Below are 20805 nucleotides of genomic sequence, written 5' to 3'. Positions count from 1 at the left end.
GCCGATGACGGAGCAACTTGATTTTTCAGCCCTCTGGCCGCACTGGCCGGAGCTGCTGGCGGGGCTGTGGGTCACCGTTCAGCTGACGGTGATGGCGACCGTCGGCGGGCTGGCGACAGGGATTTTCGGGGCGGCGATCCGCAGCGGACGCACCACCTGGTTCAGCCGGATCTGGGGCGCGTATGTGGAAATCATCCGCAACACGCCGTTTGTCGTGCAGCTGTTTTTCATCGTCTTCGGCCTGCCGAATCTGGGCCTGAAGATGACGGCGGGGGAAGCGGCGCTGCTGGCGATGGTGGTGAACCTGGGCGCCTACAGCACCGAGATTATCCGCGCGGGCATTCAGGTGACGCCGAAAGGGCAGTGGGAAGCCGGGCGCGTGCTGGGGCTGACCCGCCTGCAGACCTTTATCCGCGTGGTGCTGCCGCCCGCGCTGCAGCGCATTTACCCGGCGCTGGTGAGCCAGTGCATCATCGTGATGCTCGGCTCGTCGGTGGTGTCGCAGGTCTCGTATGAAGAGCTGACCTTCGCCGCCAACCTGATCCAGTCCAGAACGTTTTTGAGCTTTGAGGTCTATCTGGTGACAACCGGCATTTACTTAGCGCTGTCGATTACCCTGCGCCAGCTGATGATGGCGGCAGGACGGAAATGGCTGGGGGTGCAGGCATGATGACCACCTTTACCGACTGGGACATTATTCGTAACCTGCTGCTGGCCGGACGCTGGACGGTGCTGCTGTCGCTGGTGGCGTTTGTCGGCGGGGCGGCGGTGACGCTGCCGCTCCTGCTGCTGCGCCTGACCGGCGGGCGCACGGTGAAGCGCATCATCCGCGGCTATATCGAGCTGTTTCAGGGCACGCCGCTGCTGATGCAGCTGTTCCTGGCCTTCTTCGGCGTGGCGCTGTTCGGCATCGACGTTTCGCCGTGGACCGCCGCCTCGCTGGCGCTGACGTTTTACACCAGCGCGTTTCTGCTCGATATCTGGAACGGCAGCATTCGCGCCCTGCCGAAGGGGCAGTGGGAGGCCTCGCGCTGTCTGGGGCTGACCTTCGGCCAGACCCTGTTTCGCGTGGTCGCCCCGCAGGCGCTGCGCATCGGTATCGCCCCGACGGTCGGCTTTGCCGTGCAGGTGATTAAAGGCACCGCGCTGGCGTCCATTATCGGCTTTATCGAGCTGACCAAGGCCGGGACCATGCTGACCAACGTGACGTATCAGCCGTTTAAGGTCTTTGCGCTGGTGGCGCTGGGCTACTTTATTCTGTGTTATCCGCTGTCGCGCTACAGCCGCTATCTGGAGACGAAATTCAATGCCTCTCATCACCATTAATCAGGTGCAGAAGTACTACGGCGATAACCACGTGCTCAAGGGTGTCGATCTGGATATCGACATGGGCCAGGTGATCTCCATCATCGGGCGCAGCGGATCGGGCAAAAGCACGCTGCTGCGCTGCATTAACGGCCTGGAAGGCTACCAGGACGGCAGCATCAAGCTTGGCGGCATGACCATTACCGACCGGGACTCCCAGGCGCGCGAAATCAGCCGCTCGGTCGGGATGGTGTTCCAGAGTTTTAATCTGTTCCCGCACATGACGGCGCTGGAAAACGTGATGCTTGCCCCGCGTCGGGTGCTGAAGAAAAGCGCCGCCGAATGCCGGGCGCTGGCGCAGCAGATGCTGGAGAAGGTTGGCCTGGGCGATCGTCTGGATTACTACCCCTCGAGCCTCTCGGGCGGCCAGCAGCAGCGCGTGGCGATTGCCCGCGCGCTGGCGATGTCGCCGAAAGTGTTGCTCTGCGACGAGATCACCTCCGCGCTCGATCCGGAGCTGGTGGGCGAAGTGCTCAAGGTGCTGGAGCAGCTGGCGGCAGAGGGGATGACGCTGATACTTGTTACCCATGAAATGAATTTTGCCCGCGAAGTGGGCGACCGCGTGGTGTTTATGCACCAGGGGAAAGTCTGGGAGCAGGGCGACAGCAAAACGCTGTTCGCCAACCCGCAGACCACGGAACTGAAGCAGTTCATCTCCTCCGTGCGCGGCCTTAACTGATAAGGACTTAACGATGGATATCGCACGCTTTCCGCAAATCAACCCGCCCCAGCGCCTGCTTATGGGCCCGGGGCCAATCAACGCCGACCCGCGCGTGCTGCGCGCCATGTCGAGCCAGCTGATCGGCCAGTACGATCCGGCCATGACCCACTACATGAACGAGGTGATGGCGCTCTATCGCGGCGTGTTCCGCACCGAAAACCGCTGGACGATGCTGGTGGACGGCACCTCCCGCGCAGGGATTGAGGCCATTCTGGTCTCCGCCATTCGCCCGGGCGATAAGGTGCTGGTGCCGGTCTTTGGCCGCTTCGGCCACCTGCTGTGCGAGATTGCCCGCCGCTGCCGGGCGGAGGTCCATACCATCGAGGTGCCGTGGGGGGAGGTGTTTACCCCGGACCAGGTCGAGGATGCGATCAAACGTATCCGTCCGCGCCTGCTGCTGACCGTGCAGGGCGATACCTCCACCACCATGCTGCAGCCGCTTGCGGAGCTCGGTGAGATCTGCCGCCGCTACGACGTGCTGTTTTACACCGACGCCACCGCGTCGCTCGGCGGTAACGCGCTGGAGACCGACGCCTGGGGGCTGGACGCCGTCTCGGCCGGGATGCAGAAGTGCCTCGGCGGCCCGTCGGGCACGTCGCCGATCACCCTGAGCGCGCGCATGGAGGAGGCGATCCGCCGCCGCAGGTGCGTTGAGGAAGGCATACGCACCGACGCCCACCGCGACGGCGACGAGGAGATGATCTACTCCAACTATTTCGATCTCGGCATGGTGATGGACTACTGGGGACCGGAGCGGCTAAACCACCACACCGAAGCCACCACCGCGCTGTTTGGCGCTCGGGAATGCGCGCGGCTGATCCTGCAGGAAGGGCTGGATAACGGCATTGCCCGCCACAGGCTGCACGGCGACGCGCTGCTGAAGGGCATTCAGGCGATGGGGCTGGAGACCTTCGGCGATCTGAAGCACAAGATGAACAACGTGCTGGGCGTGGTTATTCCTCAGGGCGTCAACGGCGACGAGGTGCGCAAGCTGATGCTGGAGGATTTCGGGATTGAAATCGGCACCTCGTTTGGCCCGCTGCACGGCAAAGTGTGGCGCATCGGCACCATGGGCTATAACGCGCGCAAGGACTGCGTGATGACCACCCTGAGCGCGCTGGAGTCGGTGCTGAACTACCTGAAATTCACCACCACGCAGGGGGCCGCCATGCAGGCCGCGTGGGACCACTATCGCCGCGAGACGCCGCAATGAGCCCGGCGGCAGAGCGGGTGATGGCGCGCGCCGACGCGCTGGCCGCCATTAGCGAAACCCCGGATGCGCTGACGCGGGTCTATCTTTCCACGCAGCATCTGCAGGCCAACCAGCTGGTCGGGGAGTGGATGCGCCAGGCGGGCATGACCGTCTGGCAGGACAGCGTGGGCAATATCTGTGGACGCTACGAAGGCGCGCGGGAAGGGGCGCAGGCGGTGCTGCTCGGCTCGCATCTGGATACCGTGCGCAACGCCGGGCGCTATGACGGCATGCTCGGGGTGCTCACCGCCATCGAAGTGGTAGACGGCCTGCACCAGCAGGGTCTCCATCTGGCGCAGGCCATCGAGATTGTCGGCTTTGGTGACGAAGAGGGCACCCGCTTCGGCATTACGCTGTTGGGCAGCCGGGGGCTGACGGGCACCTGGCCGCAGGGCTGGCTGGAGACGCGCGATGCCAGTGGCATCAGCGTGGCGCAGGCGATGGTGCAGGCGGGGCTCGATCCCGCCCGCGTGGCGCTCGCGGCACGTCGTCAGGACGATTTCAGCGCCTGTCTGGAACTGCATATCGAACAGGGGCCGTGCCTGGAGCAGGAAGGGCTGGCGCTGGGCGTGGTGGAAGCCATTAACGGTGCGCGTCGTCTGAACTGCCGCTTCACCGGCGAGGCCGGGCACGCGGGCACCGTGCCGATGAACCATCGCAAGGACGCGCTGGCCGCCGCCGCCGAGTGGATGGTGCTGATCGAAAACACTACCCGACAGCGGGGCGGCAACCGGGTGGCGACGGTCGGCGAGCTGCGCTGCCTGCCCGGCGCGGTCAACGTGATCCCCGGTGAGGTTACGCTCACGCTGGATATTCGCGGTCCGCAGGAGGCACCGCTTGACGCGCTGCTCGATGAACTGCTGGCGCAGGCGCAGGCGATTGCCGCGCGTCGCGGGCTAAGCTTCAGCGCGGAGGCGTTTTACCGGATCGCCGCCACGCCGTGCGATGCGCGTTTGCAGCATCTGCTGGGGAACGCCGTGGAATCGGTGCAGGGGCGCTCAGTATCTCTGCCGAGCGGCGCCGGGCATGACACCATCGCCCTGGCGGAACGCTGGCCGGTGGGCATGCTGTTTGTGCGCTGCAGGGGGGGCGTCAGCCACCATCCGGCGGAATCGGTGATGGCTGAGGATGTTGCCCTGGCGATTGAGGCATTCGGGCAGGCGGTGAGAAGGCTGGCTAACGGTGGCGCGCGTTAAGCCACCGAGCGTACTGCATCTTCGATATCCGCGCTCACCCGCACGTCCTGTTCGTCAAAAATCATGCAGTGACGGTCGTCAAACGCCACGTCTATCTTCTGCCAGGGCGCGAACATCACGTCGCCCGGCAGTAAGATCTTCACGTTGTCATGGCCGTAGCATTGTCCAAACAGGTACGTATTGTTCCCCAGACGCTCCACGACTTCACAGTTGAACTCCAGCGGCGTGCCGCGCCTGATGTCGGTGGACAAATGTTCCGGACGAATGCCCAGCGTCACCTGGCTTCCCGGCTGCAGCGGCGTGGTGGTTATAGCGAGCGTGAGCGACTTCTGCTGCGACAACCTGACGGTGAGCTTGCCCGGTTGCCAGGCTTCGACGGTCGCCGGCAGGAAGTTCATTTTCGGCGAGCCGATAAACCCGGCGACAAACTTATTTGCCGGTTTGTAATAAAGATCCATCGGCGCGCCCATCTGCTCAACCTTGCCATAGTTCATGACCACAATTTTGTCGGCCAGCGTCATCGCTTCGATCTGGTCATGCGTGACATATACCATGGTGGTTTTCAGCTCCTGATGCAGGCGGGCGAGGTGCAGGCGCATCTCGACGCGCAGTTCAGCGTCCAGGTTAGAAAGGGGTTCATCGAACATAAAGACGCGCGGATTGCGCACGATGGCGCGCCCAATGGCCACGCGCTGGCGCTGCCCGCCGGAGAGTTGTTTCGGCTTACGGTCCAGCAGGTGGGAGAGCTGCAGCGTTTTTGCCACCATCTCCACCTGATGGCGGATCTGCTCTTTCGGCACTTTGTTCACCTTCAGGCCGTAGCCCATGTTTTCGGCGACCGTCATGTGTGGATAGAGCGCGTAGGATTGAAAGACCATCGCCACGCCCCGGTGTGAAGGGGCGACGTCATTCATCACCTCATTACCGATTAGGACCTCACCTTCGCTAATCTCCTCCAGCCCCGCAATCATGCGCAGCATGGTCGATTTCCCGCAGCCGGAAGGGCCGACAAAAACGGCAAATTCACCGTCTTCAATTTCCAGATTCACGTTGTGTAAGGTGACGGTGTCGCCAAAGCGCTTGGTGACATTCCTCAATTGTATGTTCGACATCAGTGTTCCCCGAGTAAATCGTCAGTTATGTTTTACGTATAACAATCTGGTTCAACACAGCTGGACGGTGCAATTTGTCTGGATTGACTATAACTTCCAGTATTCACGCGCCCTATACAGATATTCCATTAATGTTATGACGATCACACAACTTACAGTTTTTTGTAGAGTTATCATGATGTGAAGGGTAGCGTATACCCAACCAAAGGTATTTGATGTCATACGTGCAGCATTCGTTTTAATGCTTAACAGGATGCGGCAGGTACGGCGTTAAATGCGATAACAACCATAAAATTGTTATACCTTCACATGAGGTTGAACATGAAAAAGAACATTCTCGCTGCGCTTATCCTCTCTACGCTCGCGGTGCAGGTTCACGCCACCGCGCAGCTTAACGTCTGGGAAGACATCAAGAAGTCGTCCGGCATTAAAGATGCGGTCGCCGATTTTGAAAAACAGTACGACGTGAAGGTTAACGTCCAGGAAACCCCTTACGCTCAGCAGCTGGAAAAGCTGCGTCTGGACGGTCCGGCAGGGATTGGCCCGGATGTGCTGGTTATCCCTAACGATCAGCTAGGCGGCGCCGTTGTGCAAGGGTTATTGACCCCCCTGAATCTGGAGGCCGGGCAGACCGAACAGTACACCCCGGCCTCCATCAATGCCTTCAAAATGGATAACGCCCTCTACGGCGTGCCGAAAGCGGTTGAGACGCTGGTGCTGATCTACAACAAAGACCTCATCGCTAAACCCCTTAACTCGCTGCAGGACTGGTATGACTTTTCTAAACAGCAGCGCGCAAAAAACCAGTACGGCCTGCTCGCCAAGTTCGATCAGATTTACTACAGCTGGGGCGCTATCTCCCCGATGGGCGGCTACATCTTTGGGCAAAACGACAAGGGCGGCTATAACGCCAGCGACGTCGGCCTGAACAAACCGGGCGCAGTAGAGGCCGTGACGTACCTGAAAAAATTCTACGCCGACGGGATCTTCCCGGCCGGGATAGTCGGCGACAACGGCCTGAACGCCATCGACTCTTTATTTACCGAGAAAAAAGCGGCAGCCGTGATCAACGGCCCGTGGGCCTTCCAGCCGTATGAAGCGGCAGGCATCAACTACGGCGTTGCGCCGCTGCCCACGCTGCCGGACGGCAAGCCAATGAGCTCCTTCCTCGGCGTGAAAGGCTACGTGGTCTCCACGTGGAGCAAAGACAAAGCGCTGGCGCAGAAATTCATCGAATTTATTAACCAGCCGCAGTACGTCAAAACCCGCTACGTCGCCACGCGCGAGATCCCGCCGCTGACGGCGATGATCGACGATCCGATTATCAAGAACGATGAAAAAGCGAGCGCCGTTGCGGTACAGGCCGCGCGCGCTTCCGCCATGCCGGGCATTCCGGAGATGGGCGAAGTGTGGGGGCCAGCCAACGCCGCGCTGGAGCTGAGCCTGACCGGCAAACAGGATCCGAAAGCCGCGCTGGACAGCGCAGAGAAGCAGGTCCAGATGCAAATCGAAGCCATGCAGGCCAGCAACCAGTAATTTTCTGACGTCACCGAACGGGAGGCTGTTCTCCCGTTTTTTGAAAGGAGTTGTCTGTGAGTATCATCCCGGAACATATTGCCAAACCGCGCGTGGCCGGGCGTCATGCCTGGACTGGGCTGCTGCTGGCGGTCATCCCTGGCTTCGGTCAGTTCTACCATCGCCAGTGGCTGAAGGGGATCATCTTCCTGGTGCTGCTGGCCAGTTTTATCGGCGTATTCGCTGATTTTTTACGCGAAGGGCTGTGGGGGCTGGTGACGCTTGGCGAGGAGGTGCCGCGTGACAATTCCATCTTCCTGCTGGCTGAGGGGATCATCAGCGTGTTGATTGGCGCGTTTGGCGTGGCGGTGTACGCCCTGTCGATGCGGGATGCGTGGGCAAATGGCCGTCGACGTGACGAAGGCTTACGGCTTAACAGCGTGCGCAAGCAGTACCAGATGCTGCTCAGCGACGGTTTCCCGTATCTGATGATCGCGCCGGGTTTTATCCTGCTGGTGTTTGTCGTGGTATTCCCCATTCTGTTCGGCTTTGCCATCGCCTTTACCAACTACAACCTGTACCACACGCCGCCGGCTAAGCTGGTGGACTGGGTTGGCTTTAAGAACTTTATCAATATTTTCACGCTCTCCATCTGGCGCTCGACCTTCTTCGACGTGCTCCAGTGGACGGTGGTCTGGACCCTGCTCGCCACCACGCTGCAATGCTCGGTAGGCGTGCTGCTGGCCATCCTGGTTAACCAGAAAGATCTGCGCTTTAAGCCGCTGATCCGCACCATCTTTATCCTGCCGTGGGCGGTGCCGGGTTTTGTCACCATTCTGGTATTTGCCGGGATGTTCAACGACTCCTTCGGGGTGATTAACAACGCGATTCTGGCCTTCTTCGGCATTGCGCCAAAAGCCTGGATGACCGATCCGTTCTGGACCAAAACGGCGCTGATTATGATGCAGACCTGGCTCGGCTTCCCGTTTGTGTTCGCCATGACCACCGGCGTGTTGCAGGCGATCCCGGACGATCTGTATGAAGCGGCCACCATGGACGGCGCCAGCAGCGCGACCAAGCTGCGCACCATCACGCTGCCGCTGGTGCTGTACTCGATTGCGCCGATTCTGATCACCCAGTACACCTTCAACTTCAATAACTTCAACATTATCTATCTGTTTAACAACGGCGGTCCGGCGGTGGTCGGGTCAAATGCGGGCGGGACCGACATTCTGGTGTCGTGGATCTACAAGCTGACGATGTCCTCTTCGCAGTACGCGATTGCGGCGACCATCACCATCCTGCTGTCGATTTTCGTCGTCGGCCTGGCGCTGTGGCAGTTCCGCGCCACCAAATCTTTCAAAAATGACGACATGGCGTAAGGGACGTAACAATGGCTCAATCACCAAGTATTAAACGTGAGAAGTGGGTACGCCTCTCGCTCTCCTGGCTGGTTATCGTGCTGGTGTCGACAATCATCATTTACCCGCTGGTGTGGACGGTCGGGGCGTCATTCAACGCCGGTAACAGCCTGCTCAGCTCGTCGATTATTCCGGAGAACTTTTCGGTCCAGCACTATGCCGACCTGTTCAACGGCCAGGTGAACTACATGACCTGGTACTGGAACTCGATGAAAATCAGCTTTCTGACCATGGTGCTGACCCTCATCAGCGTGAGCTTTACGGCCTATGCCTTCTCGCGCTTCCGCTTTAAGGGGCGTCAGAACGGGCTGATGCTGTTCCTGCTGCTGCAGATGATTCCCCAGTTCTCGGCGCTGATTGCCATCTTCGTGCTGTCGCAGCTGCTGGGCCTCATCAATAGCCATCTCGCGCTGGTGCTGATCTACGTGGGCGGCATGATCCCGATGAACACCTATCTGATGAAAGGCTATCTCGATGCCATCCCGAAAGATCTGGACGAGTCCGCGCGCATGGACGGGGCCAGCAATTTCCGGATTTTCATCGAAATCATCATGCCGCTTTCGAAGCCGATTGTGGCGGTGGTGGCGCTCTTTTCCTTCACCGGGCCGCTGGGCGATTTCATTCTCTCCAGCACCATCTTGCGCACCCCGGACAAATTCACGTTACCCATTGGGCTTTATAACCTGGTGGCGCAAAAAATGGGTGCCAGCTACACCACCTACGCGGCAGGCGCGGTGTTGATTGCCGTACCGGTGGCGATCCTCTACCTGGCGTTACAAAAATACTTCGTCTCCGGCCTGACCTCCGGGAGTACCAAAGGATAATCATGAAAAGACTCAAACCCGCTTTGCTCGCCGTTTGCCTCTCATGTGGCCTTGCCGCAGGCGCTTTTGCTGCCGACGCGGTGAAAACGCGTCCTTTTAACGCTATGCCGGCGGATTTCATCAAGGGGGCGGATATTTCGACCCTGCTGGAAGCCGAACAGCACGGTGCGAAATTTTATAATCAGAACGGTCAGCTGCAGGATGCGATAGCGATCCTCAAAGCGAACGGCGTGAACTATGTGCGCCTGCGCCTGTGGGTTGATCCGCAGGATTCGGATGGCAATACCTACGGAGGCGGCAGTAACAGCCTGGAAAACACAATTACGCTGGCGAAGCGCGTGAAAGCGCAGGGCCTGAAGCTGCTGCTCGATTTCCACTACAGCGATTTCTGGACCGATCCGGGCAAACAGTACAAGCCAAAAGCCTGGGAAAAGATGGACTACCCGCAGCTCAAAACGGCGATCCACGACTACACCCGCGACGCGATTGCCCGCTTTAAGAAAGAGGGCGTCCTGCCGGACATGGTGCAGATCGGTAACGAAATCAACGGCGGCATGCTGTGGCCGGAAGGGAAAAGCTGGGGGCAGGGCGGCGGCGAATTTGACCGCCTGGCCGGTTTGCTCACTGCTGCCATTGGCGGGCTAAAAGAGAACCTGACCGACGGTGAACAGGTGAAGATCATGCTGCATCTGGCGGAAGGGACCAAAAATGACACCTTCCGCTGGTGGTTTGATGAAATCACCAGGCGCAACGTGCCGTTCGATATTATCGGCCTGTCGATGTACACCTACTGGAACGGCCCAATCAGCGCGCTGAAGGCCAATATGGACGACATCAGCAAACGCTATAACAAAGACGTCATTGTGGTAGAAGCGGCCTACGGCTATACGCTGGAAAACTGCGATAACGCCGAGAACAGCTTCCAGGCGAAAGAAGAAAAAGACGGCGGCTATCCGGGCACCGTTCAGGGTCAGTACGATTATATTCACGATTTAATGCAGTCCGTTATTGATGTTCCGGACCATCGCGGCAAGGGGATCTTTTACTGGGAGCCTACCTGGATCGCCGTGCCGGGTACCACGTGGGCGACCAAAACCGGCATGAAATATATCCATGACGACTGGAAAGAGGGAAATGCCCGCGAAAACCAGGCGTTATTTGATTGTCAGGGAAAAGTGCTGCCGTCGGTAACGGTATTTAAGTAATTTATTTTCATTCAGGACCTTTTTAATATGAATAAATTTGCGCCTTTAAGCTCGAAGGTCGCGGCGTTATTGCATGGCGCCGACTATAACCCGGAGCAATGGGAGAATTACCCCGGTATTATTGAAAAAGACATCGCCATGATGCAGCAGGCGAAATGCAATGTGATGTCGGTGGGGATATTTAGCTGGGCGAAGCTCGAGCCGCGCGAGGGAGAATATGATTTTGCGTGGCTGGATAATATTATTGAAAAACTCTATGCGGCCGGTATTCATATTTTCCTGGCGACGCCAAGCGGCGCGCGCCCGGCCTGGATGTCGCAAAAATATCCTGAGGTGCTGCGCGTCGGGCGCAACCGCGTGCCCGCGCTGCACGGAGGTCGTCATAACCACTGCATGTCATCCCCGGTGTACCGGGCTAAAACGCTACAAATAAACGCCCTGCTGGCTGAGCGATATTCACACCATCCGGCGGTGCTGGGCTGGCATATCTCCAATGAGTACGGCGGAGAATGCCACTGTGACCTGTGCCAGTCACGCTTTCGCGACTGGCTGAAGGCGCGCTACAACACCCTCGACGCGCTGAACCATGCATGGTGGAGCACCTTCTGGAGCCATACCTACACCGACTGGTCGCAGATTGCGTCTCCCGCGCCGCAGGGTGAAGTGTCGATTCATGGCCTGAACCTCGACTGGCGGCGTTTCAACACCGCGCAGGTGACGGATTTCTGCCGCCATGAGGTGGCCCCGCTGAAAGCCGCGAATGCACAACTGCCGGTGACCACCAACTTTATGGAGTATTTCTACGATTACGACTACTGGCAGCTTGCTGAAGCGATCGACTTCATCTCCTGGGACAGTTACCCGATGTGGCACAAGGAGAAAGACGAAACGGCGCTCGCCTGCTATACCGCCATGTATCACGACATGATGCGCAGCCTTAAGGGCGGCAAACCCTTTGTGCTGATGGAGTCCACGCCGAGCACGACTAACTGGCAGCCGACCAGCAAGCTGAAAAAGCCTGGGATGCACATTCTCTCGTCTATTCAGGCGGTAGCGCACGGGGCGGATTCAGTGCAGTACTTCCAGTGGCGTAAAAGCCGCGGGTCGGTGGAGAAATTCCACGGCGCGGTGATCGATCACGTGGGCCACCTTGATACCCGCGTCGGGCGGGAAGTGACGCGCCTCGGTGAAATGCTTGAACGTTTGCCGGATGTCGCGGGCTGTCGCACAGAAGCCCGGGTGGCGATTATTTTCGACCAGCAAAACCGCTGGGCGCTGGACGATGCCGAAGGGCCGCGCAACAAGGGGATGGAGTACGAGAAAACCGTTAACGAGCACTATCGTCCGTTCTGGGAGCAGGGCATCGCGGTGGATATTATTGACGCCGATTGCGATCTCAGCCCGTACGCGCTGGTCATTGCGCCAATGCTCTACATGGTGCGCGAGGGCTTTGCTGAACGGGCGGAGGCCTTTGTCGCTGCGGGCGGGCATCTGGTGACGACCTACTGGAGCGGGGTGGTGAATGAAACGGATCTTTGCCATCTGGAAGGATTCCCGGGACCGTTGCGCAAGCTGGTGGGGGTCTGGGCTGAGGAGATAGACTGCCTGGATGACGGCGAACGTAACCTGGTTCAGGGGCTGGCGGGTAATGCGTCGGGGCTACAGGGGCCGTATCAGGTCCGTCATCTGTGCGAGCTGATCCACGCTGAGTCCGCGCAGGTGCTGGCGACCTACCGGGATGATTTCTACGCCGGTCGCCCTGCGGTGACGGTCAATCGCTTTGGGAAAGGCAAGGCGTGGCACGTGGCGTCGCGCAACGATCTGCCGTTCCAGCGCGATTTCTTCGCCGCCATTATCAACGAGCTGGCGCTGCCGCGCGCGGTCGAAGGGGATTTTCCACCGGGCGTGGTCGCGACGGCGCGCACGGACGGCGAAACCACCTGGGTGTTTGTGCAGAACTTTACCGCCCAGCAGCAGTACATCACGCTGCCGCAGGGGTATACCGACTGCATGACAGACGCCGCCGCAGCGGGCGATACCGTGCTGCTGGCGTGGGACTGTCGGGTGCTCAGGCGTAAAGCGTAGTGCGGTTTTATTGCCGGGTGGCGCTGCGCTTACCCGGCCTACCTAACCCGTAGGCGCTGCAAGCGAAGCGCCGCCGGGCAACAAGGCACAGAACGCCTGCTCCACGAGCAGGCATTTTTTTATCTGCATATCACGAGGCGTATTATGGACAGTCAAATAACCCAGCGTTTAATTCCCGCGTTTGGCGGTGATGATAATATCGAACACGTCGAAGCCTGTATTACCCGCCTGCGCGTAACGGTTAAAGATTTAAATAAGGTTGATTCACAGGCCTTACAGAATGAAGGGGCGCTGGGCGTAATTATTATCGGTCAGCAGGTGCACGCCATATTTGGCAGGCAGTCTGATACATTACGCCAGTTATTAGATAAACATTTTAATCATTAAATATAAAAAAGGGATAGCCAAAATAATGGCTATCCCCGAGCAGAGAGAGAGGCTGCAAATAGCTGGAGATACAATAACGATTAACGCATTTTAAAAATGAAGACTTACCACCAGGCTTCGACCTGTACGCCAAAGTTCCAGGTATTATTCGCCGTGCCGTCCTCGAACGATTTTCCTTTTTCGGAATCATTCAGGTAGGAGGCAAACACGCGCAGTTCCGGACGTGACATAAAATCAGGACCGTCTGCCAGACCCAGCGCGAGGGTATACTTCTCGCCGCTCTGCTTGTAGTTCGAGCCGTCGGTGTAGGTATCTTTCTGATAGAAACCACCCACTTCGCCAATCAGGCGGACATACTCGGTGAACTGATACTGCGCGCGGCCGACCAGGGAAACCAGGCGCGATTTATCGGTAAATTGCGTGGTGTCGTCCGCCGACCCCCAGGTCAACACGTGGTTGAAGGAGAGCTTGTCGGTAATGGGAATTAGGCCGGTGTTGATCACGCGGTAGCCGCTGGCATCGTTCACATAGTTCCACATGTCGTACCAGCCGCCACCCTGGGACACCATGTTCTGCGCCAGCCCTTTGTTGGCGTACTGCAGCACCAGCTTGTTGTAACCCCCCAGCATGTCCTGGCTGATTTCGCCGGTCACCATCACGCCGTTATCGGCCTCGTAGAGCCCGCCGTACTCTTTCTGCTTGTTGGTTGGGTTGGGCATAGCGTAGTCGATACCGACTTCGGTCCAGGCGCCTGCCCATGGTTTCCAGCCCGCATAGCGCAGATCGATGTAGTTGATGTTCACGTCGTTATCACCGTCAACGCGATAGTCTACGTCGTTGGCATCGCCGCGGATCCACGCCACGGAGACCGCGCCTGGGCCGAGCGTATAGTTCTCAATACCCGCGCCGGAACCCGAGATATTCCAGTATTTGGTATCAATGATGTGCAGGTCATGGCGCTGGTAATAGCGTTTACCGCCCCAAATCACCGCGTTAGGATCGCCCGGGATCAGGCCTTTTATTTGCAGGTTCAGCTGACGAAGACCGAACTGGGCATCATCACCGAAGGTAGTCTCGTTATCGTTAGAGCCGTCAGACACCATGCTCACCATACTGTCGAGGTAGAAGCTGACGTCGTTCTTTTTGTAAACCTCAGAGCCCAGCTCCAGCTCGCCGTAGGTGTCGGCTTCGTTACCCAGACGGCCAATTTTATTTTTTTGCCACTCCTCCATCCCACCATCCCGTGAGACGCCCACGCCGGAGCGAAGATATCCATGAAAATCAATCGGTACTGAAGACGCTGCAAACAGCGAAGGAGACGCTAGCGCCGCGGCCAGCGCAATAGATACAGAGCGGATCGTCGTGTTCATTGTTACCCTCTTATTGTTTTGTAATACGTTCACAAATCCGCTGTCATAAAATGCCTAAACCCTCCAGCTGGCAATTGCGCGATCATAAATGTGTGATTAAGTGCAAATAAAATAGACAATTTTGTATCAATTAATGAGATTTTTCAGGGGGTGCGGTATTGTGAGCGTCATACTTTTTTTGGTGCGTTATGCCAGCAGTGAGAGGGTGATTAGCGTTTTTTTTCAGCGCCCCTGTTACAATCAGCGCATAACAGCATAAGGAACCGGACCATGAAGTCGAAAAGCGCAACGTTAGAGGACGTGGCACGCCATGCGGGCGTCTCCTATCAGACCGTGTCCAGGGTACTGAATAAATCTGCCAACGTATCCGACGCCACGCGTAGCAAGGTGGAGAAATCCATAGAGTTATTACGGTATGTGCCCAACCGCCTGGCTCAGCAGCTGGTCGGCAAACAGACTCAGACCGTCGGGCTGGTGACAATTTCGCTCGCGTTGCATGCCCCTTCTCAGGTGGCGGCGGCGGTAAAACGCTATGCGAACGTGGAGGGTTATCAGGTCCTGATTTCAATGATCGATGAGAACGTCAACCACAGCATTCAGGACTCTATCAACGAACTGAAGTCTCAGCTGGTGAGCAAGGTGATCATCAACGTGCCGCTGGAGGCCGAAGAGGCGCAGAAAATCGCCACAGACAACGACGATATCGTCTGTTTGTTCCTGGATGTGGACCCGTTCAGCTCCGTGTTTAACGTTTCGTTTAACCCGGCTGACGGTACCCGTGCGAGCGTTAAATACCTCTACGAACTGGGCCACCGCGACATCGCCCTGCTGGCGGGGCCAGAGTCCTCTGTCTCGGCGCAGCTGAGGCTCAAAAGCTGGGTCGAAACCCTGAAGGGTTATGGCCTGGAGCCTGCCTCGGTGATCCGCGGCAACTGGGATGCACAGAGCGGGTATGCCGGCGCGCTGCAGATGCTGCGCGAAACGCCGCACTTTTCCGCCGTGCTGGTGGGCAACGACCAGATGGCACTCGGCGTCCTGAGCGCGTTCCATCAGCAGCAAATTTCAATTCCGGGCGAGAAGTCGGTGATTGGCTACGATGACACCTACGAAAGCTCGTTTTTCTACCCGGCGCTAACGACGGTCTCGCTGGATTTAGATCTGCAGGGTAAAGAGGCGGTGCGGCGTATTCTGGACAGTGGCGAAGATAATGCGCTGCGTATGTCCTCGATTTTGCCTGCTCGTCTGGTGGTGCGGCAGTCTACCGGGCCAAAAGGGGAGAAGGGGAAAAATCTCCAGGCGCTGGCCCAGCAGCTGCGCGAGATTGCGCATCAGCTTGGTGACGCGTAGCGGCGTGAGCACCGCAATCACAGAAAGCGGTGCTCGCAAGATTACTCCAGCCCCAGCGTGTACTGGGCGATTTTGAAGTAGATAATCAGCCCGGTGCCGTCGATGAGCGTCGCGATAAACGGCGCGGAGACGACCGCCGGGTCAATGCCGCAGCGCTTGAGCACCATCGGAATCACGGACGACACGATCGCGCTCCAGAGCGTAATGCACACCAGCGTCAGGCTGACGATAAGCGTGATTTCCAGCCCAATCCCCATCATCCAGGCGCGGATACACCCGGCGATACCCAGCGTCACGGCGATCATCAGCGAGGTGGTCATCTCTTTACGCAGCACGCGCCCGACGTCGCGCAGGTGGACTTCCCCCAGCGCCATGGCGCGCACCAGCGTGGAGGTGATCTGCGTCCCGCTGTTGCCGCCCGTGCCGATCAGCAGCGGAATAAAGAACGCCAGCGCAATGGCGGACTCCAGCGCCTCTTCGAAGTGCTGGATCACCGAACTGGTGTAGGCTTCCGCGACAAACAGCAGCAGCAGCCAGACGGAGCGTTTCTTCCACAGGCTAAAGGCGCTGGTTTCCAGATAGGGCTTCTCCAGCGGCAGCGTCGCCCCCTGAAGCTGGGCGTCCTCGGTGACGTCATCCTCCAGCAGATGGGCGATTTCGCGCTCGGTCAGGCAGCCGACGAGCTTCCCATGGGTGACCACCGGCACGACATCCGCGCCGCCGTGCGCCAGCAGACCGGCGACATCGGCACGTTCATCCTCCGGCTTGACCTGCAGGAACTGCGAAATCATCAGCGATTTCACCGGCTGTACCGTATCGGCGGTCTGCAGCAGTTTACGCACCGCAATCATGCCCGCCAGGCGATCATTGTCTTCAATAAAAATATGTGACGGAATATCGTCATCTTTTAATTTTTCGAAGAATTGCTCGCGGGCCAGGGCCACGCATAATGAAATATCGAGAACGATAAAATCGGTATTCATATATTGCGCGATGGCGCTGTCGTTGAATCCCGGGTTTTGATTGTGAATAGCGTAAGACATAGTGAATTCCCTTTGAATAATAACATCTCTCAGGGGCGAGCAAGACAGGGCATGTCGAAGAGGAGATCCCCACGTCCTGGGTTCAGCACTGTACACCGTATCCCGCAAGGGAAGTTATACTGACAAAGCCTTGATTCGACAGTGCCTGTTTTACCCTGTGCCGGTTCTCTCGAACCCACCAGAGCGATAACGTGTATTTGTACAGGAGCCTCGCCATAACGAGATCGTTGTAAAACGTGAGGGATAATACGCATATTTAAATTCACCGCTCGGGAATTTAAATAACGTTTAAGAACGGTTTAAAATAATATTATTAATGCAATGTTGAGGTTTTATTTAATGTTGCTCCTTTTAAATGGAGGATTAAATAATTAACGGAGGAGGGGAAATGGCGTGGTTTGATAATCTGCTGAATCATTTTGCGCTCTATCCGGCACAGCTGTTCGCGCTGTTATTTATGATGGCGCTAAGCAAGTCGACGGTGCTGATCTCCTCCGTGCTGCCGCCCGCGTCGGTGATGCTGCTGGCGGGCATTACCGTCAGCCAGGCGAGCATGCATCCCGGGCTGGCGTGGCTCGCCGTCGTGATGGGGGCAACGGCGGGGTCGGTGCTGAATTACCATATCGGCCAGCTGATGGGGCACACCCGGCTGGTCGCGCGCTTTACGTTGAAGCATGCCGACAGGTTTTTGCAGGTACAGCATCAGCTGCAAAAGAACGGTGCCATCGCACTTTTTACGTCGCGCTTTCTGGCGGTGCTGCGCTACATCGTCCCGCTGGCAGCGGGAATGCTCAGGCTGAACGCCGTCAAGGTCTACGTCGTCAGCCTGCTTTCCGCCTGCGCGTGGGCGGCGCTGTATGTCGGCATCGTCACCGGCATCAGCGCCTTCTGAGTGGCAAACTCTCCATTCCACCGTATGGACGCCAGATAGCGCCAGGCTACTGCTTCGCGTAGCGCGGGGCCGGGATGCCGGTGCGCGCGCTGTTAAACAGCTCAAGGCGCGCCGCTTCGTAACGCTCCCAGAGCCCTTCGTCATGCATCGGGGGGATGGTGATCGGTTCGCCTAGATCCAGACCCGCCAGCGAGGCATCCACCATATCGTCGGTGGTCATCACCGATCCTTCCGGCAGATCGTTCACCGTGACGCCGGAATGGCTCCAGATTTCCGTCGCCGTGGCGGCGGGCAGCACGGCCTGAATGCGCACGCTGCTGTCGGCAAATTCCTCCTGCAGCCCGCGGGTAAAGCTCAGCACCCACGCCTTGGTGGCGCTGTAAAGCGCGCTGCCCGCCCGCACGTGCAGGGCCAGCACGGAGGCGATATTGATTAAGGTACCGCGATTGTTCTGCGCCAGCCGCGGCAGCGCCGCATAGGTCAGCCGCATCAGGGCCGTGGTGTTCAGGGTATTGATGGCCTGATGCTGCGCCACATCGCCCGCGAGGAAGGGCGCCATCTGCGCGGTGCCCGCGTTGTTAATCAGCGTATCAATGGCGGTATTGCTGCGCAGCTCTTCTTCTACGGCGCGGATCCCGGCTTCATCGGTGAGATCGGCCACCAGAATATCGACGGTGACGCCATAGCGCGCGCGCAGGTCGGCGGCGAGGGATTTCAGACGATCCTCACGACGGGCGACCAGCACCAGGTTAGCGCCGCGCGCGGCAAGACGGTCGGCATAAACGGCACCAATCCCGGAAGAGGCGCCAGTAATCAGGGCGGTGGTGATGTGCGTAGTCATCGTGTGTTACCTCAAGCAAAGTGGGTTATTTGGTTTCAATATGAAACTTAATTAACTCTCCATCATTTGGTTTTATAATGCAACCAATTTTGCGATCGTTTTGTGCTTTTACCGTCGGGAAGGTTCAGGAGGGGAGTTTAGCCACGATCTCTTCAGGCGCCAGTTCGCGCCCGTCGTCGGCGATAAGCGCCAGTTTGCGCAGGGGTTTACGCTGTTCGGTATCGACCAGCACGGTGCCGCATTCGTTTTCCGCAAACAAAAATTCATTCCCCCACTGGGAGAGGGCAACCAGCACCGTCTGCAGGGCGCGGCCCTTATCGGTCAGGACATACTCCTGCCAGGCGCTGCCGTCGGACGCGGGCTGAAGCCGGAGGATCCCCTCATCAACCAGCAGCTTGAGCCGCGTGGTCAGCATGTTTTTCGCGATGCCGAGGCTTCTCTGAAACTCGCCGAAGCGCTTAATTCCGCGCAGCGCGTCGCGAACAATCAGCAACGACCACCAGTCGCCGATGATATCCAGCGAACGGGCGACGGGGCAGGGGCTCTCTTCAAGGCGGGTACGTTTCACAAGCAATTCTCCGGTAGGGTATGGTTTTATTATAAAACTAATTGGCACACACCGTAAGCACGTTAATCATCAGTTTGAGAAATGCTTCCCGGAAAATTGTCACCAATCTGTCACACTGAACGCGACATTTAAAACGAGTGAGGAATTAGGGATGAGAAAAGCACTACTCGCGCTGGCAGTCGCCGGTTCCATTTCAGCAACGTTTGGCGTGCAGGCGCAAGAGACGCCGGAAGGATATCAGCTGGAACAAGTTTTAATCATGAGTCGTCATAACCTGCGCGCGCCGCTTGCCAACAACGGCAGCGTGCTGGAGCAGTCCACGCCGAAGCAGTGGCCTGAATGGGAGGTGCCGGGCGGCCAGCTCACCACCAAAGGCGGCGTGCTGGAAGTCTACATGGGCCATTACATGCGCGAGTGGCTGGCGCAGCAGGGGATGGTGACCACCGGCGAATGTCCACCGGCGCAGAGCGTTTATGCTTACGCCAACAGCCTGCAGCGTACCGTTGCGACCGCGCAGTTCTTCATTACCGGGGCGTTCCCGGGCTGCGACATTCCTGTGCACCATCAGGAAAAAATGGGCACCATGGATCCGACCTTTAATCCGGTGATTACCAATAACTCGCCGGAATTCCGTGAAAAAGCGCTGAAGGCGATGGAGGCGGAACGGCAGAAAATGCAGCTTACAGAGAGCTATAAGCTGCTGGAGCAGATGACGAACTACGCCGATTCTCCGTCCTGCAAAGAGAAAAAGGTCTGCTCGCTGGCGGACGCGAAGGATACCTTCAGCGCCGACTATGAAAAAGAGCCTGGCGTATCCGGGCCGCTGAAGGTGGGTAACTCGCTGGTGGATGCGTTCACGCTACAGTACTACGAAGGCTTCCCGGCCGACCAGGTGGCCTGGGGCGAAATCAAGACCGACCAGCAGTGGCGCGTGCTGTCGATGCTGAAAAACGGCTATCAGGACTCGCTGTTTACCTCCACCGAGGTGGCGCAAAACGTGGCGAAGCCGCTGGTGAAGTATATCGATAAAACGCTGGTCACCGACCGGGCGAAAGCGCCGAAAATCACCCTGCTGGTGGGGCATGACTCGAACATCGCGTCGCTGCTCACCGCCCTCGATTTCAAACCGTATCAGCTGCACGATCAGCACGAACGTACCCCGATTGGCGGCAAGATCGTCTTCCAGCGCTGGCATGACAAAAATGCCAATCAGGAGCTGATGAAAATTGAGTATGTCTATCAGAGCGCGGAGCAGCTGCGTAACGCCAGCGTGCTGTCGCTGCAGTCTCCGGCGCAGCGCGTGACGCTGGAGCTGAAGGGCTGTCCGGTGGATGCGAACGGTTTCTGTCCGGTCGATAAATTCAATGCGGTAATGAATAACGCGGCGAAGTAAAAGAGAACCCCCCGCGTGATGGCGGGGGGAAACGCTTAGACGTTTTTACGTTCGATGGTTTGCTCGCCCCAGAAGAGCGAGTCTTTATCCGTTTTTTCGAAGGCGCGCACCAGCACCTCATCGTTACCTTCCTCCCATATCTGCTCGGCCAGCTTTTCATCGTATTTCGCGACTTCAAAGATAGCTTCGGCGATCTCCGGAGAGGTGTTGCGTAAACTTGCCCATTCGCCCACGTGGTGAGCTTTGGATTCTTGAGTTGGCATGCTTG

At 58.0% G+C, this 20805-nt stretch carries 20 protein-coding genes and 1 riboswitch; of the genes, 14 read left to right on the top strand and 6 right to left on the bottom strand.

All coding sequences use genetic code 11. The features are described from left to right. The first annotated feature begins 4 nt into the window (after window positions 1-4). From L6R44_RS08260 to hpxK, 5 genes are read left to right on the top strand one after another with little or no spacing between them, the layout of a single operon-like run. Window positions 5-670: an amino acid ABC transporter permease gene (locus L6R44_RS08260; protein ID WP_032648997.1), complete on the top strand. Its 666-nt coding sequence runs from the start codon at window positions 5-7 to the stop codon at window positions 668-670. Next, complete coding sequence (locus L6R44_RS08255) at window positions 670-1326, top strand: amino acid ABC transporter permease (RefSeq protein WP_072034229.1); 657 nt, start codon at window positions 670-672, stop codon at window positions 1324-1326. Before L6R44_RS08260 ends, L6R44_RS08255 begins: the two co-directional genes overlap by 1 nt. Then, entirely contained in the window at window positions 1307-2044 is a 738-nt protein-coding gene (locus tag L6R44_RS08250; RefSeq protein ID WP_023327069.1) for an amino acid ABC transporter ATP-binding protein, read from the top strand. The genes L6R44_RS08255 and L6R44_RS08250 overlap by 20 nt, the downstream gene beginning before the upstream one ends. Before the next feature lie 13 nt (window positions 2045-2057). Beyond that, window positions 2058-3299 (top strand): pyridoxal-phosphate-dependent aminotransferase family protein, encoded by a 1242-nt coding sequence (locus L6R44_RS08245; RefSeq protein ID WP_237423838.1) that lies wholly within the window; start codon window positions 2058-2060, stop codon window positions 3297-3299. Beyond that, entirely contained in the window at window positions 3296-4534 is a 1239-nt protein-coding gene (gene hpxK, locus L6R44_RS08240; RefSeq protein ID WP_032639418.1) for an allantoate amidohydrolase, read from the top strand. The genes L6R44_RS08245 and hpxK overlap by 4 nt, the downstream gene beginning before the upstream one ends. On the opposite strand, the gene L6R44_RS08235 is transcribed toward hpxK, so the two are convergent. Then, on the bottom strand, window positions 4531-5646 hold the full coding sequence (locus tag L6R44_RS08235) for an ABC transporter ATP-binding protein (RefSeq protein WP_237423837.1): 1116 nt from the start codon (window positions 5644-5646) through the stop codon (window positions 4531-4533). The genes hpxK and L6R44_RS08235 overlap by 4 nt on opposite strands. Window positions 5647-5967: 321 nt before the next feature. Here L6R44_RS08235 and L6R44_RS08230 point away from each other — a divergent pair, with 321 nt between their 5' ends. From L6R44_RS08230 to L6R44_RS08205, 6 genes are all read left to right on the top strand, one after another. Then, window positions 5968-7182: an extracellular solute-binding protein gene (locus L6R44_RS08230; RefSeq protein ID WP_237423836.1), complete on the top strand. Its 1215-nt coding sequence runs from the start codon at window positions 5968-5970 to the stop codon at window positions 7180-7182. Window positions 7183-7238: 56 nt separating this feature from the next. Beyond that, window positions 7239-8543 carry a carbohydrate ABC transporter permease gene (locus L6R44_RS08225; RefSeq protein ID WP_032639496.1) on the top strand — a complete coding sequence of 435 codons (1305 nt, stop codon included), beginning with the start codon at window positions 7239-7241 and terminating at the stop codon, window positions 8541-8543. 11 nt (window positions 8544-8554) lie between these two features. Then, a complete protein-coding gene (locus L6R44_RS08220; RefSeq protein ID WP_032639498.1) occupies window positions 8555-9406 on the top strand; it encodes a sugar ABC transporter permease in 852 nt (283 codons plus the stop codon). 2 nt (window positions 9407-9408) lie between these two features. Next, window positions 9409-10611: a glycoside hydrolase family 53 protein gene (locus L6R44_RS08215; protein WP_237423835.1), complete on the top strand. Its 1203-nt coding sequence runs from the start codon at window positions 9409-9411 to the stop codon at window positions 10609-10611. 27 nt (window positions 10612-10638) lie between these two features. Beyond that, window positions 10639-12696: a beta-galactosidase gene (locus L6R44_RS08210; protein WP_237423834.1), complete on the top strand. Its 2058-nt coding sequence runs from the start codon at window positions 10639-10641 to the stop codon at window positions 12694-12696. Window positions 12697-12840: 144 nt separating this feature from the next. Continuing rightward, window positions 12841-13083: a glucose PTS transporter subunit EIIB gene (locus L6R44_RS08205; protein WP_077064051.1), complete on the top strand. Its 243-nt coding sequence runs from the start codon at window positions 12841-12843 to the stop codon at window positions 13081-13083. 104 nt (window positions 13084-13187) lie between these two features. Here the strand turns inward: L6R44_RS08205 and L6R44_RS08200 are convergent, their stop codons facing one another. Then, window positions 13188-14453 (bottom strand): maltoporin, encoded by a 1266-nt coding sequence (locus L6R44_RS08200; RefSeq protein ID WP_237423833.1) that lies wholly within the window; start codon window positions 14451-14453, stop codon window positions 13188-13190. 270 nt (window positions 14454-14723) lie between these two features. Between L6R44_RS08200 and L6R44_RS08195 the strand changes: the two genes are divergently transcribed. Beyond that, window positions 14724-15800, top strand: coding sequence for a LacI family DNA-binding transcriptional regulator (locus L6R44_RS08195; protein WP_237423832.1), 1077 nt, complete (start codon window positions 14724-14726; stop codon window positions 15798-15800). Between the two features lie 41 nt (window positions 15801-15841). Here the strand turns inward: L6R44_RS08195 and L6R44_RS08190 are convergent, their stop codons facing one another. After that, a complete protein-coding gene (locus L6R44_RS08190) occupies window positions 15842-16843 on the bottom strand; it encodes a magnesium transporter (RefSeq protein WP_237423831.1) in 1002 nt (333 codons plus the stop codon). 60 nt (window positions 16844-16903) lie between these two features. Then, a riboswitch (M-box (ykoK) riboswitch) is annotated at window positions 16904-17073 on the bottom strand. 158 nt (window positions 17074-17231) lie between these two features. On the opposite strand from L6R44_RS08190, the gene L6R44_RS08185 reads away from it, so the two are divergent. Beyond that, a complete protein-coding gene (locus tag L6R44_RS08185) occupies window positions 17232-17735 on the top strand; it encodes a DedA family protein (protein ID WP_237423830.1) in 504 nt (167 codons plus the stop codon). A gap of 46 nt (window positions 17736-17781) precedes the next feature. On the opposite strand, the gene L6R44_RS08180 is transcribed toward L6R44_RS08185, so the two are convergent. Both L6R44_RS08180 and L6R44_RS08175 read right to left on the bottom strand, forming a co-directional pair. Continuing rightward, window positions 17782-18576: an SDR family NAD(P)-dependent oxidoreductase gene (locus L6R44_RS08180; RefSeq protein WP_237423829.1), complete on the bottom strand. Its 795-nt coding sequence runs from the start codon at window positions 18574-18576 to the stop codon at window positions 17782-17784. 124 nt (window positions 18577-18700) lie between these two features. After that, window positions 18701-19144, bottom strand: a complete 444-nt coding sequence (locus L6R44_RS08175) for a winged helix-turn-helix transcriptional regulator (protein WP_237423828.1) — start codon at window positions 19142-19144, stop codon at window positions 18701-18703. A gap of 151 nt (window positions 19145-19295) precedes the next feature. On the opposite strand from L6R44_RS08175, the gene agp reads away from it, so the two are divergent. After that, entirely contained in the window at window positions 19296-20537 is a 1242-nt protein-coding gene (agp, locus tag L6R44_RS08170; protein WP_032639517.1) for a bifunctional glucose-1-phosphatase/inositol phosphatase, read from the top strand. 35 nt (window positions 20538-20572) lie between these two features. Here the strand turns inward: agp and L6R44_RS08165 are convergent, their stop codons facing one another. Then, window positions 20573-20800, bottom strand: a complete 228-nt coding sequence (locus tag L6R44_RS08165) for a YccJ family protein (protein ID WP_008499832.1) — start codon at window positions 20798-20800, stop codon at window positions 20573-20575. Window positions 20801-20805 lie beyond the last annotated feature (5 nt).

This window comes from Enterobacter cloacae complex sp. ECC445 (assembly GCF_021892025.1).
Lineage (GTDB): Bacteria > Pseudomonadota > Gammaproteobacteria > Enterobacterales > Enterobacteriaceae > Enterobacter > Enterobacter chengduensis.
This window is presented reverse-complemented; position numbering and strand designations above follow the sequence as displayed.